This is a genomic window from Arsenicicoccus dermatophilus, assembly GCF_022568795.1.
GTDB classification, from domain to species: domain Bacteria; phylum Actinomycetota; class Actinomycetes; order Actinomycetales; family Dermatophilaceae; genus Arsenicicoccus; species Arsenicicoccus dermatophilus.
On sequence record NZ_JAKZHU010000001.1, the window covers coordinates 626623 to 642042 of the forward strand.

General features: G+C 72.8%; 13 protein-coding genes and 1 pseudogene. 7 read left to right on the forward strand and 7 right to left on the reverse strand.

The window, feature by feature from the left end; genetic code table 11:
- Positions 1-2: 2 nt before the first annotated feature.
- The 5 genes from MM438_RS03040 to MM438_RS03060 all read right to left on the reverse strand — a co-directional run bounded on the left by MM438_RS03040 (position 3) and on the right by MM438_RS03060 (position 6518).
- Entirely contained in the window at positions 3-1463 is a 1461-nt protein-coding gene (locus MM438_RS03040) for a trypsin-like serine protease (RefSeq protein WP_241450961.1), read from the reverse strand.
- Positions 1464-1736: 273 nt separating this feature from the next.
- Positions 1737-3281, reverse strand: coding sequence for a hypothetical protein (locus MM438_RS03045; protein WP_241450963.1), 1545 nt, complete (start codon positions 3279-3281; stop codon positions 1737-1739).
- 97 nt (positions 3282-3378) lie between these two features.
- A complete protein-coding gene (locus tag MM438_RS03050) occupies positions 3379-4143 on the reverse strand; it encodes a 3-hydroxyacyl-CoA dehydrogenase (protein ID WP_241450965.1) in 765 nt (254 codons plus the stop codon).
- A 94-nt stretch (positions 4144-4237) separates the two neighbouring features.
- Entirely contained in the window at positions 4238-5389 is a 1152-nt protein-coding gene (locus MM438_RS03055; RefSeq protein WP_241450967.1) for an acyl-CoA dehydrogenase family protein, read from the reverse strand.
- Positions 5390-5495: 106 nt separating this feature from the next.
- On the reverse strand, positions 5496-6518 hold the full coding sequence (locus MM438_RS03060; RefSeq protein ID WP_241450969.1) for an LLM class F420-dependent oxidoreductase: 1023 nt from the start codon (positions 6516-6518) through the stop codon (positions 5496-5498).
- Positions 6519-7132: 614 nt separating this feature from the next.
- Between MM438_RS03060 and MM438_RS03065 the strand changes: the two genes are divergently transcribed.
- Together MM438_RS03065 and MM438_RS03070 are read left to right on the forward strand one after the other, a co-directional pair.
- The gene (locus MM438_RS03065; RefSeq protein ID WP_241450971.1) at positions 7133-7615 is read left to right on the forward strand and encodes a hypothetical protein; all 483 of its coding nucleotides are present in this window, start codon (positions 7133-7135) and stop codon (positions 7613-7615) included.
- Positions 7612-8088 (forward strand): roadblock/LC7 domain-containing protein, encoded by a 477-nt coding sequence (locus MM438_RS03070; RefSeq protein WP_241450972.1) that lies wholly within the window; start codon positions 7612-7614, stop codon positions 8086-8088. Before MM438_RS03065 ends, MM438_RS03070 begins: the two co-directional genes overlap by 4 nt.
- Here the strand turns inward: MM438_RS03070 and MM438_RS03075 are convergent, their stop codons facing one another.
- Together MM438_RS03075 and MM438_RS03080 are read right to left on the reverse strand one after the other, a co-directional pair.
- A complete protein-coding gene (locus MM438_RS03075; RefSeq protein WP_241450974.1) occupies positions 8089-8946 on the reverse strand; it encodes an SGNH/GDSL hydrolase family protein in 858 nt (285 codons plus the stop codon).
- Positions 8943-9622 (reverse strand): annotated as a pseudogene (locus MM438_RS03080) (uracil-DNA glycosylase). Before MM438_RS03080 ends, MM438_RS03075 begins: the two are co-directional and overlap by 4 nt.
- A 271-nt stretch (positions 9623-9893) precedes the next feature.
- Between MM438_RS03080 and MM438_RS03085 the strand changes: the two are divergent.
- The 5 genes from MM438_RS03085 to MM438_RS03105 all read left to right on the forward strand — a co-directional run bounded on the left by MM438_RS03085 (position 9894) and on the right by MM438_RS03105 (position 15320).
- Positions 9894-10706 (forward strand): ABC transporter ATP-binding protein, encoded by an 813-nt coding sequence (locus MM438_RS03085; protein ID WP_241453254.1) that lies wholly within the window; start codon positions 9894-9896, stop codon positions 10704-10706.
- A 3-nt stretch (positions 10707-10709) separates the two neighbouring features.
- Positions 10710-13256, forward strand: coding sequence for an ABC transporter permease (locus MM438_RS03090; protein WP_241450976.1), 2547 nt, complete (start codon positions 10710-10712; stop codon positions 13254-13256).
- A gap of 147 nt (positions 13257-13403) precedes the next feature.
- A complete protein-coding gene (locus MM438_RS03095) occupies positions 13404-13697 on the forward strand; it encodes a DUF3263 domain-containing protein (protein WP_241450978.1) in 294 nt (97 codons plus the stop codon).
- A 78-nt stretch (positions 13698-13775) separates the two neighbouring features.
- Complete coding sequence (locus MM438_RS03100; RefSeq protein ID WP_241450980.1) at positions 13776-14840, forward strand: P1 family peptidase; 1065 nt, start codon at positions 13776-13778, stop codon at positions 14838-14840.
- 27 nt (positions 14841-14867) lie between these two features.
- Positions 14868-15320 (forward strand): hypothetical protein, encoded by a 453-nt coding sequence (locus MM438_RS03105; protein WP_241450981.1) that lies wholly within the window; start codon positions 14868-14870, stop codon positions 15318-15320.
- Positions 15321-15420: the final 100 nt, after the last annotated feature.

A 15420-nucleotide genomic window follows, 5' to 3' on the forward strand; every position in this document is an offset into this window, starting at 1 on the left:
GGTCAGCCGATGGTGATGTCGTCGAAGACGAAGGAGGTCTGGCGGGTGTAGTCCTCGCTGGCGGAGAAGCCGAGGGTGATGGTCTTGCCGGCGTACTTGGTCAGGTCGACGGTCTTCTGGACGTAGCCGTTGGTCTTGTCCTGGGCGGAGTAGGACGCGACGGGGGTGCCGTTGATGGCGACGCGGGCGTTGTCGAAGCGGGCGTACTTGCTGGTCTCGGCGGTGTCGATGGCGACCCAGTAGGTGAGCTTGGGGTTGCCGGTGGGGACCTTGACGGTCTGCTGGGCGCGCTGCCAGTTCATGCGGCCGGTGCCGGCGAGCCAGAGCTTGCCGGAGCCGGAGTGGGCCTTGCGTCCGGGGTTGGTGTTGATGACGCCGGGGGTGGCGCTCCAGCCGGTCCCGGCGGACTCGAAGTCACCGTTCTTGACGGCGTTGTTGGTGCTCGGGGCCGGGGCGGTGGTCTCGGTGGGGACCGGGGCCGGGGTGGTGGTGGACGTCTCGGTCGGTGTCGGCGCGGGGGTGGAGGTCTCGGTGGGGACCGGCGCGGGGGTGGAGGTCTCGGTGGGGACCGGCGCGGGGGTGGAGGTCTCGGTGGGGACCGGCGCGGGGGTGGAGGTCTCGGTGGGGACCGGGGCCGGCGTCGAGGTGGGGGCCGGGGCCGGGCCGGGCTGGGTGCCGCCGAGCGCAGTGATCGCGTCCAGGATCTGGGTGCGGAAGGCCGAGACCTTGGTGTAGTGACCGGCCTGGTCGGCGCGGGCGCAGCCGACGCCCCAGGAGGTGATGCCGACCTGGGTGGTGGTGCCCTTGACGAAGAGCGGGCCGCCGGAGTCGCCGTTGCAGGTGTCCTTGCCGGCGGTGCCGTTGCCGGAGGCGCAGATCTCGGACGAGGAGTACGGGCTGCACTGGTTGCCGGTGTGCAGCGGCAGGTCGACCTGCATGAGGTTCTGCGAGGAGGAGCCGGTCTCGGACAGCTTGCCCCAGCCGATCGCGGTGAACTCACGCGCCGCGTCCTGGGAGGAGTCGGCGGGCAGCTGGGCGAACTTCGTCACCCCGGTGACCGGCTGCTCGAGCTTCGCCACGGCCCAGTCGCCGCGCTTGGGGCCCGCACCGGTGCGCCAGTCCTTGATCTTGTACTCCGTGCCCTGCTTCCAGTCGACCTTGCCCACGTTGATGGTGACGGTCATGGAGCTCGGCGTCTTGTCCAGGCAGTGCTGGGCGGTGAGCAGGATGTCGGGGCTGATCAGCGTGCCGCCGCAGCCGTAGGTGCCCTCGCTGGTCTTCATCCGCACCTTGGCCTGCATGGGCCAGGCGCCCTCCTGGGCCTGGTCCCCGCCGACGATGGTGGCGTGCCGGCCGTCCGGGCTGGTGTAGTCGTCGGCGTGGGCGACCTGGGGGGCCAGGCCGACGAGCAGCAGGGCAGAGACGCCGAGCACGGCAGGGCGGCGCGCGGAGCGGGAAGTCATAGAGGATCTCCTCGGTGAGGTGGCAGCGGACGACGGCGCGAGGCGCGCCGCGAGAAGGTCGGTGGTACGACCGTACGGGTGACATCTTCCGAGGCGCGCCCGGGCCTGTAAAGCCTCGTCAGAGGCCGTGCTTCTGCGTGAAGGGAGCACTACCCCGGGTGAAGATCACGGCAGGTATGCCGAAGAGTTCTCTCCGTGCTCGGGGCGGGCCCCGTGGTCGGTCCGGCGAGGCGGTCGGGAAGGGGGTGCCAGACCGGCCGTACCCGCCGCTGATCAGCGGCAGCCCGTGTCGGGACGCAGCACCTGCAGCCGACTCGCGAAGGGGATGTCGGCGAGCGTCCCCTCGCGCTGGGACGGCAGGAAGGACGACCAGAAGCCCGGGTCCTGCACGGTCGACAGGATCGCGGTGTCACCCGTCTGGTCGCCCGGCAGGAAGCCGTGACGGACGCCCGTGCGGGCGACCCACTGCTGCAGCTGGGTGGGCAGCGCGGCGATCTCCCGGTCCGACATGCGCAGCCGCAGCCGCTGGCCCTCCATGATCGCGTCCGGGTGGCCGTCCGAGCCGTCGGTCCGCGAGGCGGGGCAGGACCAGCGACCCGACCGAGCCACCGGCAGCCCGACGTACAACGCGTGCGGGAAGTAGCCGTGGCGGCGTGCGTAGGCGATGTCCTCGCGGCTGATGGAGCCCGCGTCGTGGGGCAGGCTGGACGCCGTCGCGCCACCACGGTCGGGGTAGGTGCCGGGCAGCTGGCCTGCGTTGGCCCTGCGGTCTGCGGTCAGGCTCATCCATCCGCCGTGGCAGGCGGTCGGCCGGTCACCCCCGCGGAACAACCACAGGCTGTAGGCACGACGGCGGGCGACGTCGACGATGACGATGCTCGAGTCGGTGCCGTTGCTGCCCACCCACGAGGGGTCGAGCGGCACGTCGTCCGCCCAGGAGTGCCAGCCGGGCGGCATCGGGCGGCCACCGCAGTCGCCGCCGAAGGCGATCCGGCCGCGGCGGGTGCCGGGCTCGCCGACGTAGACCCGGGCGTTGTAGTCCCCGGAGTTCAGCCACCAGACGCGGGCGCCGGCATGGCTGACCTGGTCGGCGAGACGGGCCGCCATCCGGTCGCTGGCGGGGTCCACGACGCCCGCGGGCAGGGTGTCGACGCGGGCGGTCCAGAAGGTCCCGGCATAGGGATAGCCGAGCGAGCCGTAGGTCCCGCCCTGGCCGTAGCGCAACGGGGTGGCGCGGGGACGCGCGGCGGGAGCCGGGGCCGCGGCGGCGCGGCGGCGGGCCTTGGTCGGCGCCTTCGCGAAGCCCTTGGCCTTGGCGCGGACCTTTGCCGGGGTCCGGGCCACGGTCTTGGCCGTGGTGGTCGTCCGGGGCGCAGCCGCAGCCTTCCCCGAGCGGGTCGACCCGGCCTGGACCTGGGTCGTGCCGGGAGCCGCGGCGAGCTGACGTGCCGCCACCCGCGCGACGACCGGGTGCGCCGTGGGGACGGGCATCGCGGGCACCCCGGCGGCGGGCAGGGCGGGGATCGCCGCCGGGCCGCTCGCGGTCGGGACGGCCGAGGTGGGGGCGGGGCCGGCGACCGGCGTCGCCGTCGTGGACGAGGGGGCGCTGGAGCGGGGGGCGGCGAGCGGGATGCCCGGGACGGCGTGGTGCTGGGCGGCGACGGCCACCACGGGCACGAGGGCGAGCGTGGCGACACCGGTGGCCAGCAGCGTGGGCCGGGGCAGGGGGAGGGCGACATGGGGGACTCCTCGTCGGGTGAGCGGCCCGACGGTCTGGGGGCGGGTGCGAGGTGGGGGCCTCCTCGCGGAGACCCCCACCGGTGCGCGCCCAGTATGGCGACCGCCCGCGTCCTCGGCACCCCCCTGGGACCACGGGGGCCCGGGGACGCCACGAGACGCCGGTGACCCGGGAGGGTCAGCGAGGCGGCATCCGCAGGGCGCCGTCCAGCCGGACGACCTCGCCGTTGAGCATCGGGTTGTCCACGACGTGCAGTGCGAGAGAGGCGAACTCCTCCGGGCGGCCGAGTCGCGAGGGGTGCGGGACCATGGCGCCGAGAGAGGCCTTGGTCTCCTCCGGCATACCGGCCATCATCGGCGTCTCCATCGTGCCCGGCGCGATCGTCATGACGCGGATCGCCTTGTCCGCCAGGTCGCGCGCGGCCGACAGCGTCAGCCCGACGATGCCGCCCTTGGACGCGGCATACGCCGCCTGGCCGACCTGGCCGTCGTAGGCCGCGATCGACGCGGTGTTGATGATGACGCCCCGGTCGCCGTCGACCGGCTCGTTGTCGACCATCGCGGCGGCGGCCAGGCGCATGACGTTGAAGGTGCCGACCAGGTTGACGTCGACGACGGTCTGGAACGTCGGGAGGGCGAGCGGGCCGTCGCGGCCCACGATGCGGCCGGGGGTGGCGACCCCCGCGCAGGAGACCGCGACGCGCAGGTCGCCGAGCTCCTCGGCGGCGTCGATCGCGGCCTGCACCTGGTCCTCGTCGCGCACGTCCGCGGCGCAGAAGCGCACCCGGTCGCCGAGCTCCTCGGCGACGGCCGGCCCGCGCGAGCCCTCGAGGTCGATGATGACGACCGCGGCGCCCGCGGCGTGCAGGGCACGGGTGGTGGCCTCGCCGAGGCCGGAGCCGCCCCCGGTGACGAGGGCGACGGTCTTGTCGGTGATCTTCACGAGCTGTCCTGTCCTGGTGGGAGTTTGTCGATCTGGCTGGGTCGGGGCACGCACCGGCCGGCCCCGTGGCGGGGGCCGGCCGGTGCGCGACGGGTCACCCGCGCAGCAGGGCGCGGGAGATGACGAGGCGCTGGATCTGGTTGGTGCCCTCGAAGATCTGGGCGACCTTGGCCTCGCGCATGTAGCGCTCCGCGGGGAAGTCCATGGTGTAGCCCGCGCCGCCGAGGACCTGGACGGCGTCGGTGGTGACCTGCATGGCGTTGTCGGTGGCGGTGAGCTTGGCGACGGAGGCCTGCTTGCCGACGGAGCGGCCCGCGTCCTTCATCCGCGCGGCCATGAGGTAGGTCGCGCGAGCCTGGTGGACCTTGGCCTCCATGTCGGCGAGCAGGAAGGCCAAGCCCTGGAACTCGCCGATGGTCCTGCCGAACTGGACGCGCTCCTTGGCATACCTCACCGCGCAGTCCAGGGCCGCCTGGGCCAGGCCCGTCGCGCACGCGGCGATGCCGAGGCGACCGGCGTCCAGCGCGGCCAGCGCGATCGGCATGCCCTGACCCTCGCGGCCGATGCGGCGGGACTCGTCCACCTCGACACCCTCGAAGTAGACCTGCCGCACGGTGTCGCAGTGCAGGCCCATCTTGCGCTCCGGCTCGGCGAAGGTCAGACCCGGCGCGTCCAAGGGCACCACGAAGCACGAGATGCCCTTGGAGCCCTCGTCGCTCGTGCGCGCGAAGGTGGTGTAGAAGTCGGCGTGGCCGGCGTGGGAGATCCACGCCTTGGTGCCGCGCAACGTGTAGGGGCCCGAGTCGCCCACGCGGGTCGCGCGGGTGGTCATCGACGCCACGTCGGACCCGGCTTGCGGCTCGGACAGGCAGTAGGCGCCGAGCTGCTCGCCGGAGAGCATCCCGGTCAGCAGCTGCTGCTTCTGCTCGTCGGTGCCGAAGGTCGCTACCGGGAAGCAGGTCAGCGAGTGCACCGAGACGCCGACGGCCACCGACATCCAGGCATAGGCGATCTCCTCGACCACCTGGAGGTAGACCTCGTAGGGCTGGCCACCGCCGCCGAGCTCCTCGGGGTAGGCGAGGGTCAGCAGGCCGGACCGGCCGAGCAGGTGGAAGATGTCGCGCGGGAACTCGTGCGCGGCCTCCATGGCATCGACCTGGGGGGCGAGCTCGTCGCGACAGATCTCGCGGGTGAGGTCGATCAGGTCCTGGGACTCTTCGTTGGGCATCAGGCGCTCTGCGGGCATGACGCCAATCTAGGTCTTGACGTCGCGTCATGCCTACGTCGCGGCACGCCCTGGGTCGCAGGTCACGGCGTATGCCGCCGCGCGGCGGGCCGCGCGGGACCGCGCCTCAGAGCACCATCTCGGCGATCCGGCGCACCGTCGCGGCGTCTCCGTGGACGATCATCGTGGTGACGAGCGACTCCTCCCACGCGGCCAGCTCGTCCTTGATCTTGGCGGGCGGGCCGACCAGCGCGACCCGACTCACCATCTCGGTGGTCACCGCGGCCGTCGCCTCCTGCTTGCGGCCGGCGAGGAAGTGCTCCTGGATCTCGTCGCACTCGCGCTCGAACCCGAGGCGGGCGACGGCGTCCCGGTGGAAGTTCGCGCCCTTGGCGCCCATGCCTCCGACATACAGCGCGATGTGCGGACGGAGCCGGTCGGCCGCGCGCTCCACGTCGTCGTCGACGACCACCTGCACCGGCAGCGCGACCTCGAAGTCCGCGGGGCGCTCGCCCCGCGCCGCGAATCCCTCGTCGAGGCAGCGGCGGTAGAACGAGTCCTCGTAGGGGGAGTAGAACAGCGGCAGCCAGCCGTCGGCGATCTCGGCGGTGAGCGCGACGTTCCTGGGGCCCTCGGCGGCGATCAGGATCGGGATCCGCTCGCGCACCGGGTGCAGCGTGGAGCGCAGCGGCTTGCCCAGGCCGGTGCCCTTCTCGGCGGGCAGCGGCACGTGGTAGTGCCGGCCCTCGTGCCGGACGACCTCGCGGGCCATGGCCTGACGCAGGATCGAGACGTACTCGCGGGTGCGGGCGAGGGGCTGGCGGTAGGGCTGGCCGTACCACCCCTCGACCACCTGGGGGCCGCTGGCGCCGATGCCCAGCGCGAAGCGTCCTCCGCTGAGGTGGTCCATGGTCATCGCGGCCATCGCCGTCGCCGCCGGGGCGCGGGCGCTCAGCTGGCAGACCGCGGTGCCCAGCGTCAGACGGGTGGTGCGGGCGCCCAGCCAGGCCAGGGGAGTGAGCGCGTCCGAGCCGTAGGCCTCCGAGGTCCACACGCTGTCGAAGCCGCTCTGCTCGGCGGCCTGCACGGCCTCGTCGACCCCGTCGGGGCGGCCGGCCCCCCAGTAGCCCAGCCCCAGTCCCAGCTTCATGGTCCGCTCCTTCGCGTGCGACTGCCTGCGAGTATGCCGCAGGCCCCACCCTCCTGCCCGGTCGTCCCCGGGTGCCGGGGTGGCGCCGCTGGAGAAGGTGATCGACGGCGCCCCCTGGAAAGGGACGAGAGCCACCGGTACGGACGCTGGGTCGAGCGATGATCACTCATCGACAATCGGCTTCCGACGCCGACCTGCTGACGCTGGGTAAGGAAATCCTGACACATTGTTTCCCGGTTTTTTCTCAGGAAATGGACCCATCATGACTCTTATTTTCCACCACCCGTCCGACGGTGGCGGCTCTCCACCTCGACGATGCCTTCCCCGGCTTTCCACCTCGGCAGGCGTCGTGACCGGGAGCCGGATCGTCGAGACCCTCGCCGCACCAGGAGCGCGCCACCGAGCATCTCTTCCCCCCGGTCTCCCCAGGGCATCCGCAAGGTCGGGGAGAATATTCATGGACTTTCCTCTGAGCTAAAGAATTGATGGTTTTTGTGGCAAAGAAGACTGCCCGGAGGTCGCCGTCGCGCCCGGCGTCCGTCATCGGCACGACCGTGCAGCGCGAGGTGGCGTTCTGTGGCCCGCTGGGGGTCGGCAAGACCACCGCGGTACGTGTGAGCTCCACCATCGACGTGGCGAACACCGAGGTCCCCTGGAACGAGGCACCGGCGATGCCGACGACGCCCAAACGTTCCACCACGGTAGGCATCGACTACGGCGAGTGGCACAGCGAGGAGTTCGGGAAGGTCGCCCTGTACGGCACCCCGGGTCAGGAGCGGTTCGACCTGACGCGCAAGGGTGCGCTCCACTCCCGCTGCGCCGTGGTGCTGTGGCTCATGGGCCACAACGACTACGCGCTGGGCGAGGCCCAGGAGTGGATCGACTACATCAGCAGGGGAGTACCCGACGTGCTCCAGCGCCTGACGGTGGCGGTCACCCGGCTCGACCGGGACGACAGCGCCTTCCAGCTGTCGGACTTCCGCACCCTGCTCGACGAGCACGACCCGCAGATCGCCCTGACCGCGGCGGACCCCCGCGAGTCCGACGACGTCTGCGACGTCATCCGGATCGCCCTGCGCAGGATGGAGAAGAAGTGACCCCCCAGGCACCCGACATGACCCCCGAGTGGCGTGAGGACTGGGACGCCTGGTCGCGCCCGTTCGGCACGGCCATCTGCCCGCACCTGGAGCGCCTGCACGACTCCGTCCCGACGCTGATCGGCGCCATGGCCTGCACCGACGACGGCCTCAACATCGCCGCGACCGGCATCGACACCTCCCAGGTGGGCAAGCTCGCCGCGCTGAGCAGCTCGGTCTTCGCCGTCGCCAAGGCTCACCGGGAGGGCATCGACCCCACCAAGGACGTGGGCTCGACCACGGTCAACATCGGTGACTCCGAGTTCCAGTGCGTGCTGCAGCGGCTGACGGTGCCCCACCTGGGTCACATCCTGCTGGTGCTGGCGGCCCGGGACGTCAGCCTGGGCGCCCTCCTCGTCGCGACCCGATCGGCAGGCCGAGAGATCCGGGAGACCCTCGCCCGGCACACCCCGGACGGGAGCCCCACGCAGTGATCAGCCTGTGATCCGAGGATGCCCGGGACGGTGAGCGGTCGGCGCGAAGGCGCGGCGCAGGTCCACGGGCAGGACCTCGGGTCGCTTGGCGGACCGGCCGTCGCCCGACGAGCGGCCGGTCACCCGGCGCTGCACCCACGGACCCACGTGCGTGCGCAGCCAGGCGGCGTGCTCGCGCATGGCGTCGACACGGGCGGGCGGTCCGAGCGGGGGGAGCGGCGTGGCCCAGTCAGCCGTCTCGGGCTCGAAGCCCAGGGTCTTGAAGGCCTCGGCCGCGACCCGCGCGTGCCCGTCGGGCGTCATGTGGATCCGGTCCTCGGCCCACATCCGCCAGTCCTGGAGCGCCGTGAGCGCCCACTGGTTCAGGACATAGGCCTCGTGGCGCTGGGCGATCGACCAGATGTGCGCGACGTACGTCGCGGCCCGGCCCCGCGTGAGCCCCACGAGCGGCGCGCCCGCGGGGTCGGTGGGCGTCACCATCAGCACGTCGGCACCGGCCGCGCGCAGCCGGCCGACCGCCTCGTCGAGCCGCCCGGCGAGCGCGTCGATGTCGGCGCGGGGTCGCAGGATGTCGTTGCCGCCGCCCACGATCGAGACCAGGTCGGGCTGCAGGGCGAGCGCCGCGTCGAGCTGCGGACCCACGACGTCGGCGAGCAGCCGTCCGCGGACGGCGAGGTTGGCGTAGCCCAGCTCCCGGCCGTCCTCGGCGGCGACGACCGCGAGCATCCCGGCGAGCCGGTCGGCCCAGCCGGCATACACCTCGGGGTCCTCCACGGAGGGGTCGCACATGCCCTCGGTGAAGGAGTCGCCGATGGCGACGTAGCGGCTCCAGGCCCTGGGCTGGTGGGCGACGCTCACGGGAGTCTCCAGTCGACGGGGTCGGCCCCCTGCTCCTGCAGGGCCGCGTTGGCACGGCTGAACGGTCGCGAGCCGAAGAAGCCGGCGTGCGCGGACAGCGGTGAGGGATGGGCGGACTCGAGGCACGGTATGCCGGGGAGGTGCCGCGCCAGGCCCCGAGCGTCCCGTCCCCACAGGATCGCCACGAGCGGGCCGCCGCGCTCGGCGAGGGCGGAGATGGCGCAGGAGGTGACCTGCTCCCAGCCCTTGCCGCGGTGGCTCGCGGCCTGACCGGGCCGGACGGTGAGCACCCGGTTGAGCAGCAGCACCCCCTGGTCCGCCCACGGCGACAGGTCGCCCGAGCTGGGCCGGGGCACACCGAGGTCGGTGCCCAGCTCCTGGAAGATGTTGACGAGCGAGCGGGGGATCGGACGCACCTCCGGCGCGACCGAGAAGGACAGCCCGACGGCGTGACCCGGGGTGGGATAGGGGTCCTGCCCCACGATGAGCACGCGCACGTCCGGCAGCGGCCGCTCGAAGGCCCGCAGCACCAGCTGCCCCGGGGGAGATAGGGCCGCCCGGCCGCCACCTCCGCGCGCAGGAAGTCCCCCATGGCGCGGACCTGGTCGGCGACCGGCGCCAGCGCGGTGGCCCAGGTGGGATGGACGAGCTCGGCGAGCGGGCGGGGGGAGGTCACAGGCCCACTCTAGGTCCGCGTGGTCCGGGGGAGGCACTTGGTGTCGTGCTCGGGCGCGCGCTCCCGCGCGGGCTCAGGGACGCGTCAGGGACGGACCAGGGTCGCGGGCTGGTGCTGACTCGACGACAGGCCGTTAGCGTCGATGACGTGATCGCCCCGGGACCCGGGGCGGACCGAGTCGAGGGGAAGCATCATCATGGCAGTGTTCGGCAGGGGCCGCCCGCAGCAGGACATGCGGCCGGACCGGAACGACGAGGGGCTCGCGCCGGCGATGCCCGGCACGGCCCCGGTGGCCGGGACGTGCGGAGCGGCTCGACCTGGGGGCCGGGCGATCGCGGCCGGGACCCGAGGGCTCACCAAGGTGTATGGCGAGGGCGATGCCCGCGTGGTCGCCCTCGGCGGGGTCGACATCGACTTCGAGCGGGGTCGGTTCACGGCCGTGATGGGCCCCTCCGGCTCCGGCAAGTCCACGCTGATGCACTGCGCCGCCGGGCTGGACGCGCCCACGGGCGGGCGGGTCTTCGTGGGCGACACGGAGATCGGCGGACTGAAGGACAAGGCGCTGACCGAGCTGCGGCGGGACCGCATCGGCTTCGTCTTCCAGGCCTTCAACCTGATCCCGACGCTGACGGCGGAGGAGAACATCCTGCTCTCGCTGTCCATCGCCGGGCGCAAGCCCGACCAGCAGTGGTACGACACCGTCATCGAGACCGTGGGCCTGCGGGACCGCCTGCGGCACAAGCCCTCCGAGCTGTCCGGCGGCCAGCAGCAGCGCGTCGCCTGCGCCCGGGCCCTGGCCAGCCGGCCGGAGATCATCTTCGCCGACGAGCCGACCGGCAACCTCGACTCCCGCTCGGGCGCCGAGATCCTCGGGTTCCTGCGACGCAGCGTGGACGAGTTCGGCCAGACCATCGTGATGGTGACCCACGACTCGGTCGCCGCGTCGTACTGCGACCGCGTGGTCTTCCTCGCGGACGGTCAGATCGTCAGCGAGCTGGACCGGCCCACCCGCGAGAGCGTCCTGGAGACCATGACGCACCTCGACGAGATGGTCGAGGCCCGTCGCGCCGGCCGGGAGGCCTGAGCCATGCTCCGCGCCTCGTGGAAGTCCTTGCTGGGGCGCAAGCTCCGGCTCCTGATGAGCGCCTTCGCCATCGTGCTCGGCGTGTCCTTCGTGAGCGGCTCGCTCATCTTCACCGACATGATGAGCACGGCCTTCAACGGCATCATGAACGGCACCGTCGCCGACATCAACGTCCAGGCCACGGACGGCGACCCCGACTCCATGGCCACGGCCATGCGGGGCGAGATCGCCCAGGCGCAGATCGACACCATCGCCAAGGTCGACGGGGTCGAGTCCGCCCAGGGCGTCACCACGGTCATGGACGCCTTCCTGATCGGCAAGAACGGCAAGGTCATCGGCGGCCAGGGCGCCCCCGCCATCGGCGGCAACGTGGTCACCGCCCCGGCCTACGGCCACCAGCCTGGCATGGTCGTCAAGAGCGGCCGGCTGCCGGGCCCCGGCGAGGTCCTGATCGACCCGGTGTCGCTGGCGAGGTCCGGCTACCGGATCGGCGACACCATCACCGTCGCGAGCTCGGGGGCCCAGCCCTCGCTCAGGGCCAGGATCGCCGGCACCGTGCTGTGGGGCAGCAAGGAGTCGACGGCCGGCGCGACCTACGCGATGTTCGACGCGCGCACGACCCAGCGGCAGTGGACGGGCGGCAAGGACGCCTACCAGATGGCCTGGGTCACCGTCCGCGAGGGCCAGGACGTCGACGCCGTCGCCCGGCGGGTCGAGGAGGTCGCTCCGGCGGGCTTCCTCGCCGTCACCGGCCCCGACCTTGCCAAGAAGTCCGAGGACGCCGTCGCCCGGGGGCTCGGCTTTATCTCGACCTTCCTGCTCGTCTTCGCCGCGATCTCCCTGATCGTCGGGTCCTTCCTGATCGTCAACACCTTCTCGATCCTGGTGGCCCAGCGGTCCCGCGAGCTCGCCCTGCTGCGGGCGATGGGGGCGAGCCGCGGCCAGATGCGCGGGTCGGTGCTCTTCGAGGCCTTCGTCGTCGGGCTGGTGGGCTCCACGATCGGGCTGCTCCTCGGCCTGGCCATCGCCAAGGGCATCGCCGCGATCTTCGGCACCCTGGGCCTGGACATGGGCGCGGTCACGCCGACGCTGAGCCCGCGGGCCATCGTCGCGTCGTACCTCGTCGGCATGCTCGTCACGATGCTCGCGGCCTTCCTCCCGGCCCGCAGGGCCTCCACGGTCCCGCCGGTCGCCGCGATGTCCGGGGCCGCGACGACCGGGGCGCAGGACCTCGGCAGGCGCCTCGTCATCGGTCTGGGTATGACGGCCGTCGGCCTGGCCGTGCTGCTCACCGGCCTGTTCTGGGACGGCACGCCGCAGCCGCTGTGGTGGATCGGCGCAGGAGCGCTGCTGACCCTGCTCGGGGTGTCCTTCAGCTCCCCGGTGCTCGGCAAGCCGGTGCTGTGGGCCCTCGGCCGGGGGTACCGCGCGCTCTTCGGCCAGGTCGGAGCGCTCGCCGAGCTCAACGCGATCCGCAACCCCCGCCGCACCGCCGCCACCGCGTCGGCCCTGATGATCGGCCTGACGCTGGTCACGGCCATGTCGGTGCTGGGGGACTCCGCCAAGGCGAGCACACGTTCGGCGATCGAGGAGGGGCTGCGCGGAGACTTCATGTACTCCAACCCGACGTACCAGCCGTTCTCCACCGCCATCGGTGACCAGGCCGCCAAGGTCGACGGGGTCGCCGCCGTCCACCGCTTCCGCCGGGTGCCCGTCGAGCTCGGCGGCGAGCGGGCCATGCTGGGGGCGATCGGCCCCCGGGACTTCGACACGATCCTGGCCGGCACCGTCGTGGCGGGCTCGCTCTCGGACTTCCGGGACGGCACGGCGATCGTGGACCGCAGGACCGCCGAGGAGAACGGGTGGAAGGTCGGGCAGACCCTCGACTACCGCATGGGCGCGACGCCCCTGCCGGTCCGGATCGTCGCCCTCTCCGAGCACCCCAAGGGGACCGGCGGCGGCGTCGTGACCACCCTGCAGACCCTCGTGCGGGCCGGGCTGCCGGCCGTCGACTCCCAGGTGAACGTGGACCTCGCGCCGGGCGCCGACAGGGCCGCCACCCGGGCCCGCCTGGAGGCGATCGTCAGGGACCTGCCGATGGTCTCGCTGCAGGACCAGCAGGAGTTCGCCGACGCCCAGGCGGGGAGCATCGACCAGCTGCTGGCCATGATCTACGGCCTGCTCGGCCTGGCGATCGTCATCGCCGTCCTCGGCATCGTCAACACCCTGGCGCTGTCGGTCATCGAGCGGACCCGGGAGATCGGTCTGCTGCGGGCCATCGGGCTGGGTCGCGGGCAGCTGCGGCGCATGATCCGGCTGGAGTCGGTGGGGATCGCGCTGCTCGGCTCGGTGCTCGGGCTGGGGATGGGGCTGCTCTTCGGCACGGCCGTGGTGCAGGCGCTCGTGGACGACGGACTGAGCCTGCACGTGCCGTGGGTCCAGCTCGTCGCCTTCCTCCTGGTGGCCGCGGTCGTGGGCGTCGTCGCCGCCCTGTGGCCCGCGCACCGGGCCTCGCGGATGGACGTCCTGAGGGCGATCCAGACCGAGTGACCTTGGGGCGGTGCGGGGTTCGCGTACCACCCCCCGCGGACGGCTGGGTCTCGCCCGTCAAGGTGAAGCCCAGCCGTCCGACACGTGTGGCCCAACCGACGGCGAGGTGAATGACACCCCTGTGATTCGGTCGATATCCTCGCCGGCATGACCGCAGCCCTGCAGCCCACCTCGGCCGAGCGACCCGTCGCGTCGCTGAGCGACCAGGAGCGCGAGATCCTCGCCTTCGAGCGGCAGTGGTGGAAGCACCCGGGCGCCAAGGAGCAGACCGTCAAGGAGCTCTTCGGGCTGAGCGCCACCCGCTACTACCAGCTGCTCAACGCCCTGATCGACACCGACGCGGCCCTCGAGCACGACCCGATGCTCGTCAAGCGTCTGCGCCGGATGCGCGCCCAGCGCCAGCGGGCCCGCAGCGCCCGTCGCCTCGGCGTCCAGGTCTGACCCACGCTCCGTGGCCGGCCGCACCCGTCAGGGTCCAGGGGGTCGGCGAATCGGCTGGTCTCCGTTAGGTTCCCGAACATGCGCAGCGGACCGACCAACTCCCTGACCGATGTCCCCGGTTTCCTCGTCGGGCATGCCACGCGCGCCGAGCCCGGCTGGCTGACCGGCACCACGGTGGTCCTGCCCCCGCAGGGTTGCCCCGCGAGCGTCGACGTCCGGGGCGCCGCGCCCGGCACCCGCGAGACCGACCTGCTCGACCCCGTCAACCTGGTCGACCGGGTCGACGCCGTCGTCCTGTCCGGGGGCTCCGCGCTCGGGCTGTCCGCCGCCGACGGCGTGGCCAAGGCCCTGCTCGACGACGAGATCGGCTGGCCCGTGGGGCAGCCCGGGCAGGTCGTGCCCATCGTGCCCGCGGCCGTGGTCTTCGACCTGGGACGGGCGGGCGTATGGCGCCACCACCCTGGCCCCGCCGAGGGGCGGGCGGCGTATGCCGACGCCCGTGCCGGCGCAGGTCGCCCGGTCCCGCAGGGCTGCGTCGGCGCCGGCACGGGCGCCAAGGTCGGCGAGCTCAGGGGTGGGCTCGGCTCCGCGAGCGTCGTCCTGGACTCCGGCATCACCGTGGCGGCGGTCGTGGTGGTCAACGCGGTCGGATCTGCCGTCGACGAGCAGACCGGCCGGCTGTGGTCGGCGCCGCTGGCCGTGGACGGCGAGCTGGGCCCCCTGCGCGATCCCTGCGCCGAGGACGTCCGCCGCGCCCAGGAGCGAGCCCTGGCCCTGCCGGACCGGGTCGCCGGCCGGCCCGGCCTGGCCACCACCATCGGGGTCGTCGCCACCGACGTCGCGCTGAGCAAGACCCAGTGCCGCAAGATGGCCGGCATCGCCCACGACGGGCTGGCGCGCGCCGTCCGCCCCGTCCACACCTATCTCGACGGCGACACCTTCTTCGCGATGGCCTCCGGGACCCACGAGCACCGGCCCACCCTGCTCGAGCTGGCGGTGCTGATGGAGGCCGGGGCCGACTGCGTCACCCGGGCGGTCGCCCACGCGGTCCTCGCCGCCGAGAGCACCGACCGGACCGCGGACGGGGGAGGGGCCTGGCGCAGCTACCGCGACGCCTTCCCCTCGGCCGTCGCCACCGCCTGAGCCCCGCCTGCCTGAGACACTGGCGCCATGAACGCACCCGAGACGCAGGCCTGGGACACGCCCGACAAGCTCGTCGCCATCCGGGACGCGGCCGAGGCGGCCATCCCCGGCTGGCAGCGACCCGTCCTGTGGGGGGTCGGCATCAGCTCGGCGACCTCGGAGCCCACCTGGGAGTTCCCGGTCGTCAACCGTGACGGCGGCTTCATGCCCGCGGTGGTGCTGGGGCGGCTGGTCCGGCATACCCGCACCTCCGAGACGCTGCCGGTCAGCACCGAGGTCCTGCGCCGCGCCGTCGCGGACCTCGCGCCCGCCGAGGCCTGCCCGGGCGTCGAGCATCCCAACCTGGTCGCCTGGCGCGGACTGCTCGACGAGGTGGCCGGCAACCCGGCACGGGAGCTCGTCGTGGTCTACGTGGACGACCTGGCTGACCCCGTGACCAGCGAGGCCGACGGCCGGCTGCGGGCGCTCGCCGCCCACTGAGCCTTTCCGGGACATCTGGTCGGATACCGCGATACCGGACGGTAATCAGCGACATACTGTCCGTATGTCCTTGTGCGTGCGTTCCCCCGGCACGGCCTAG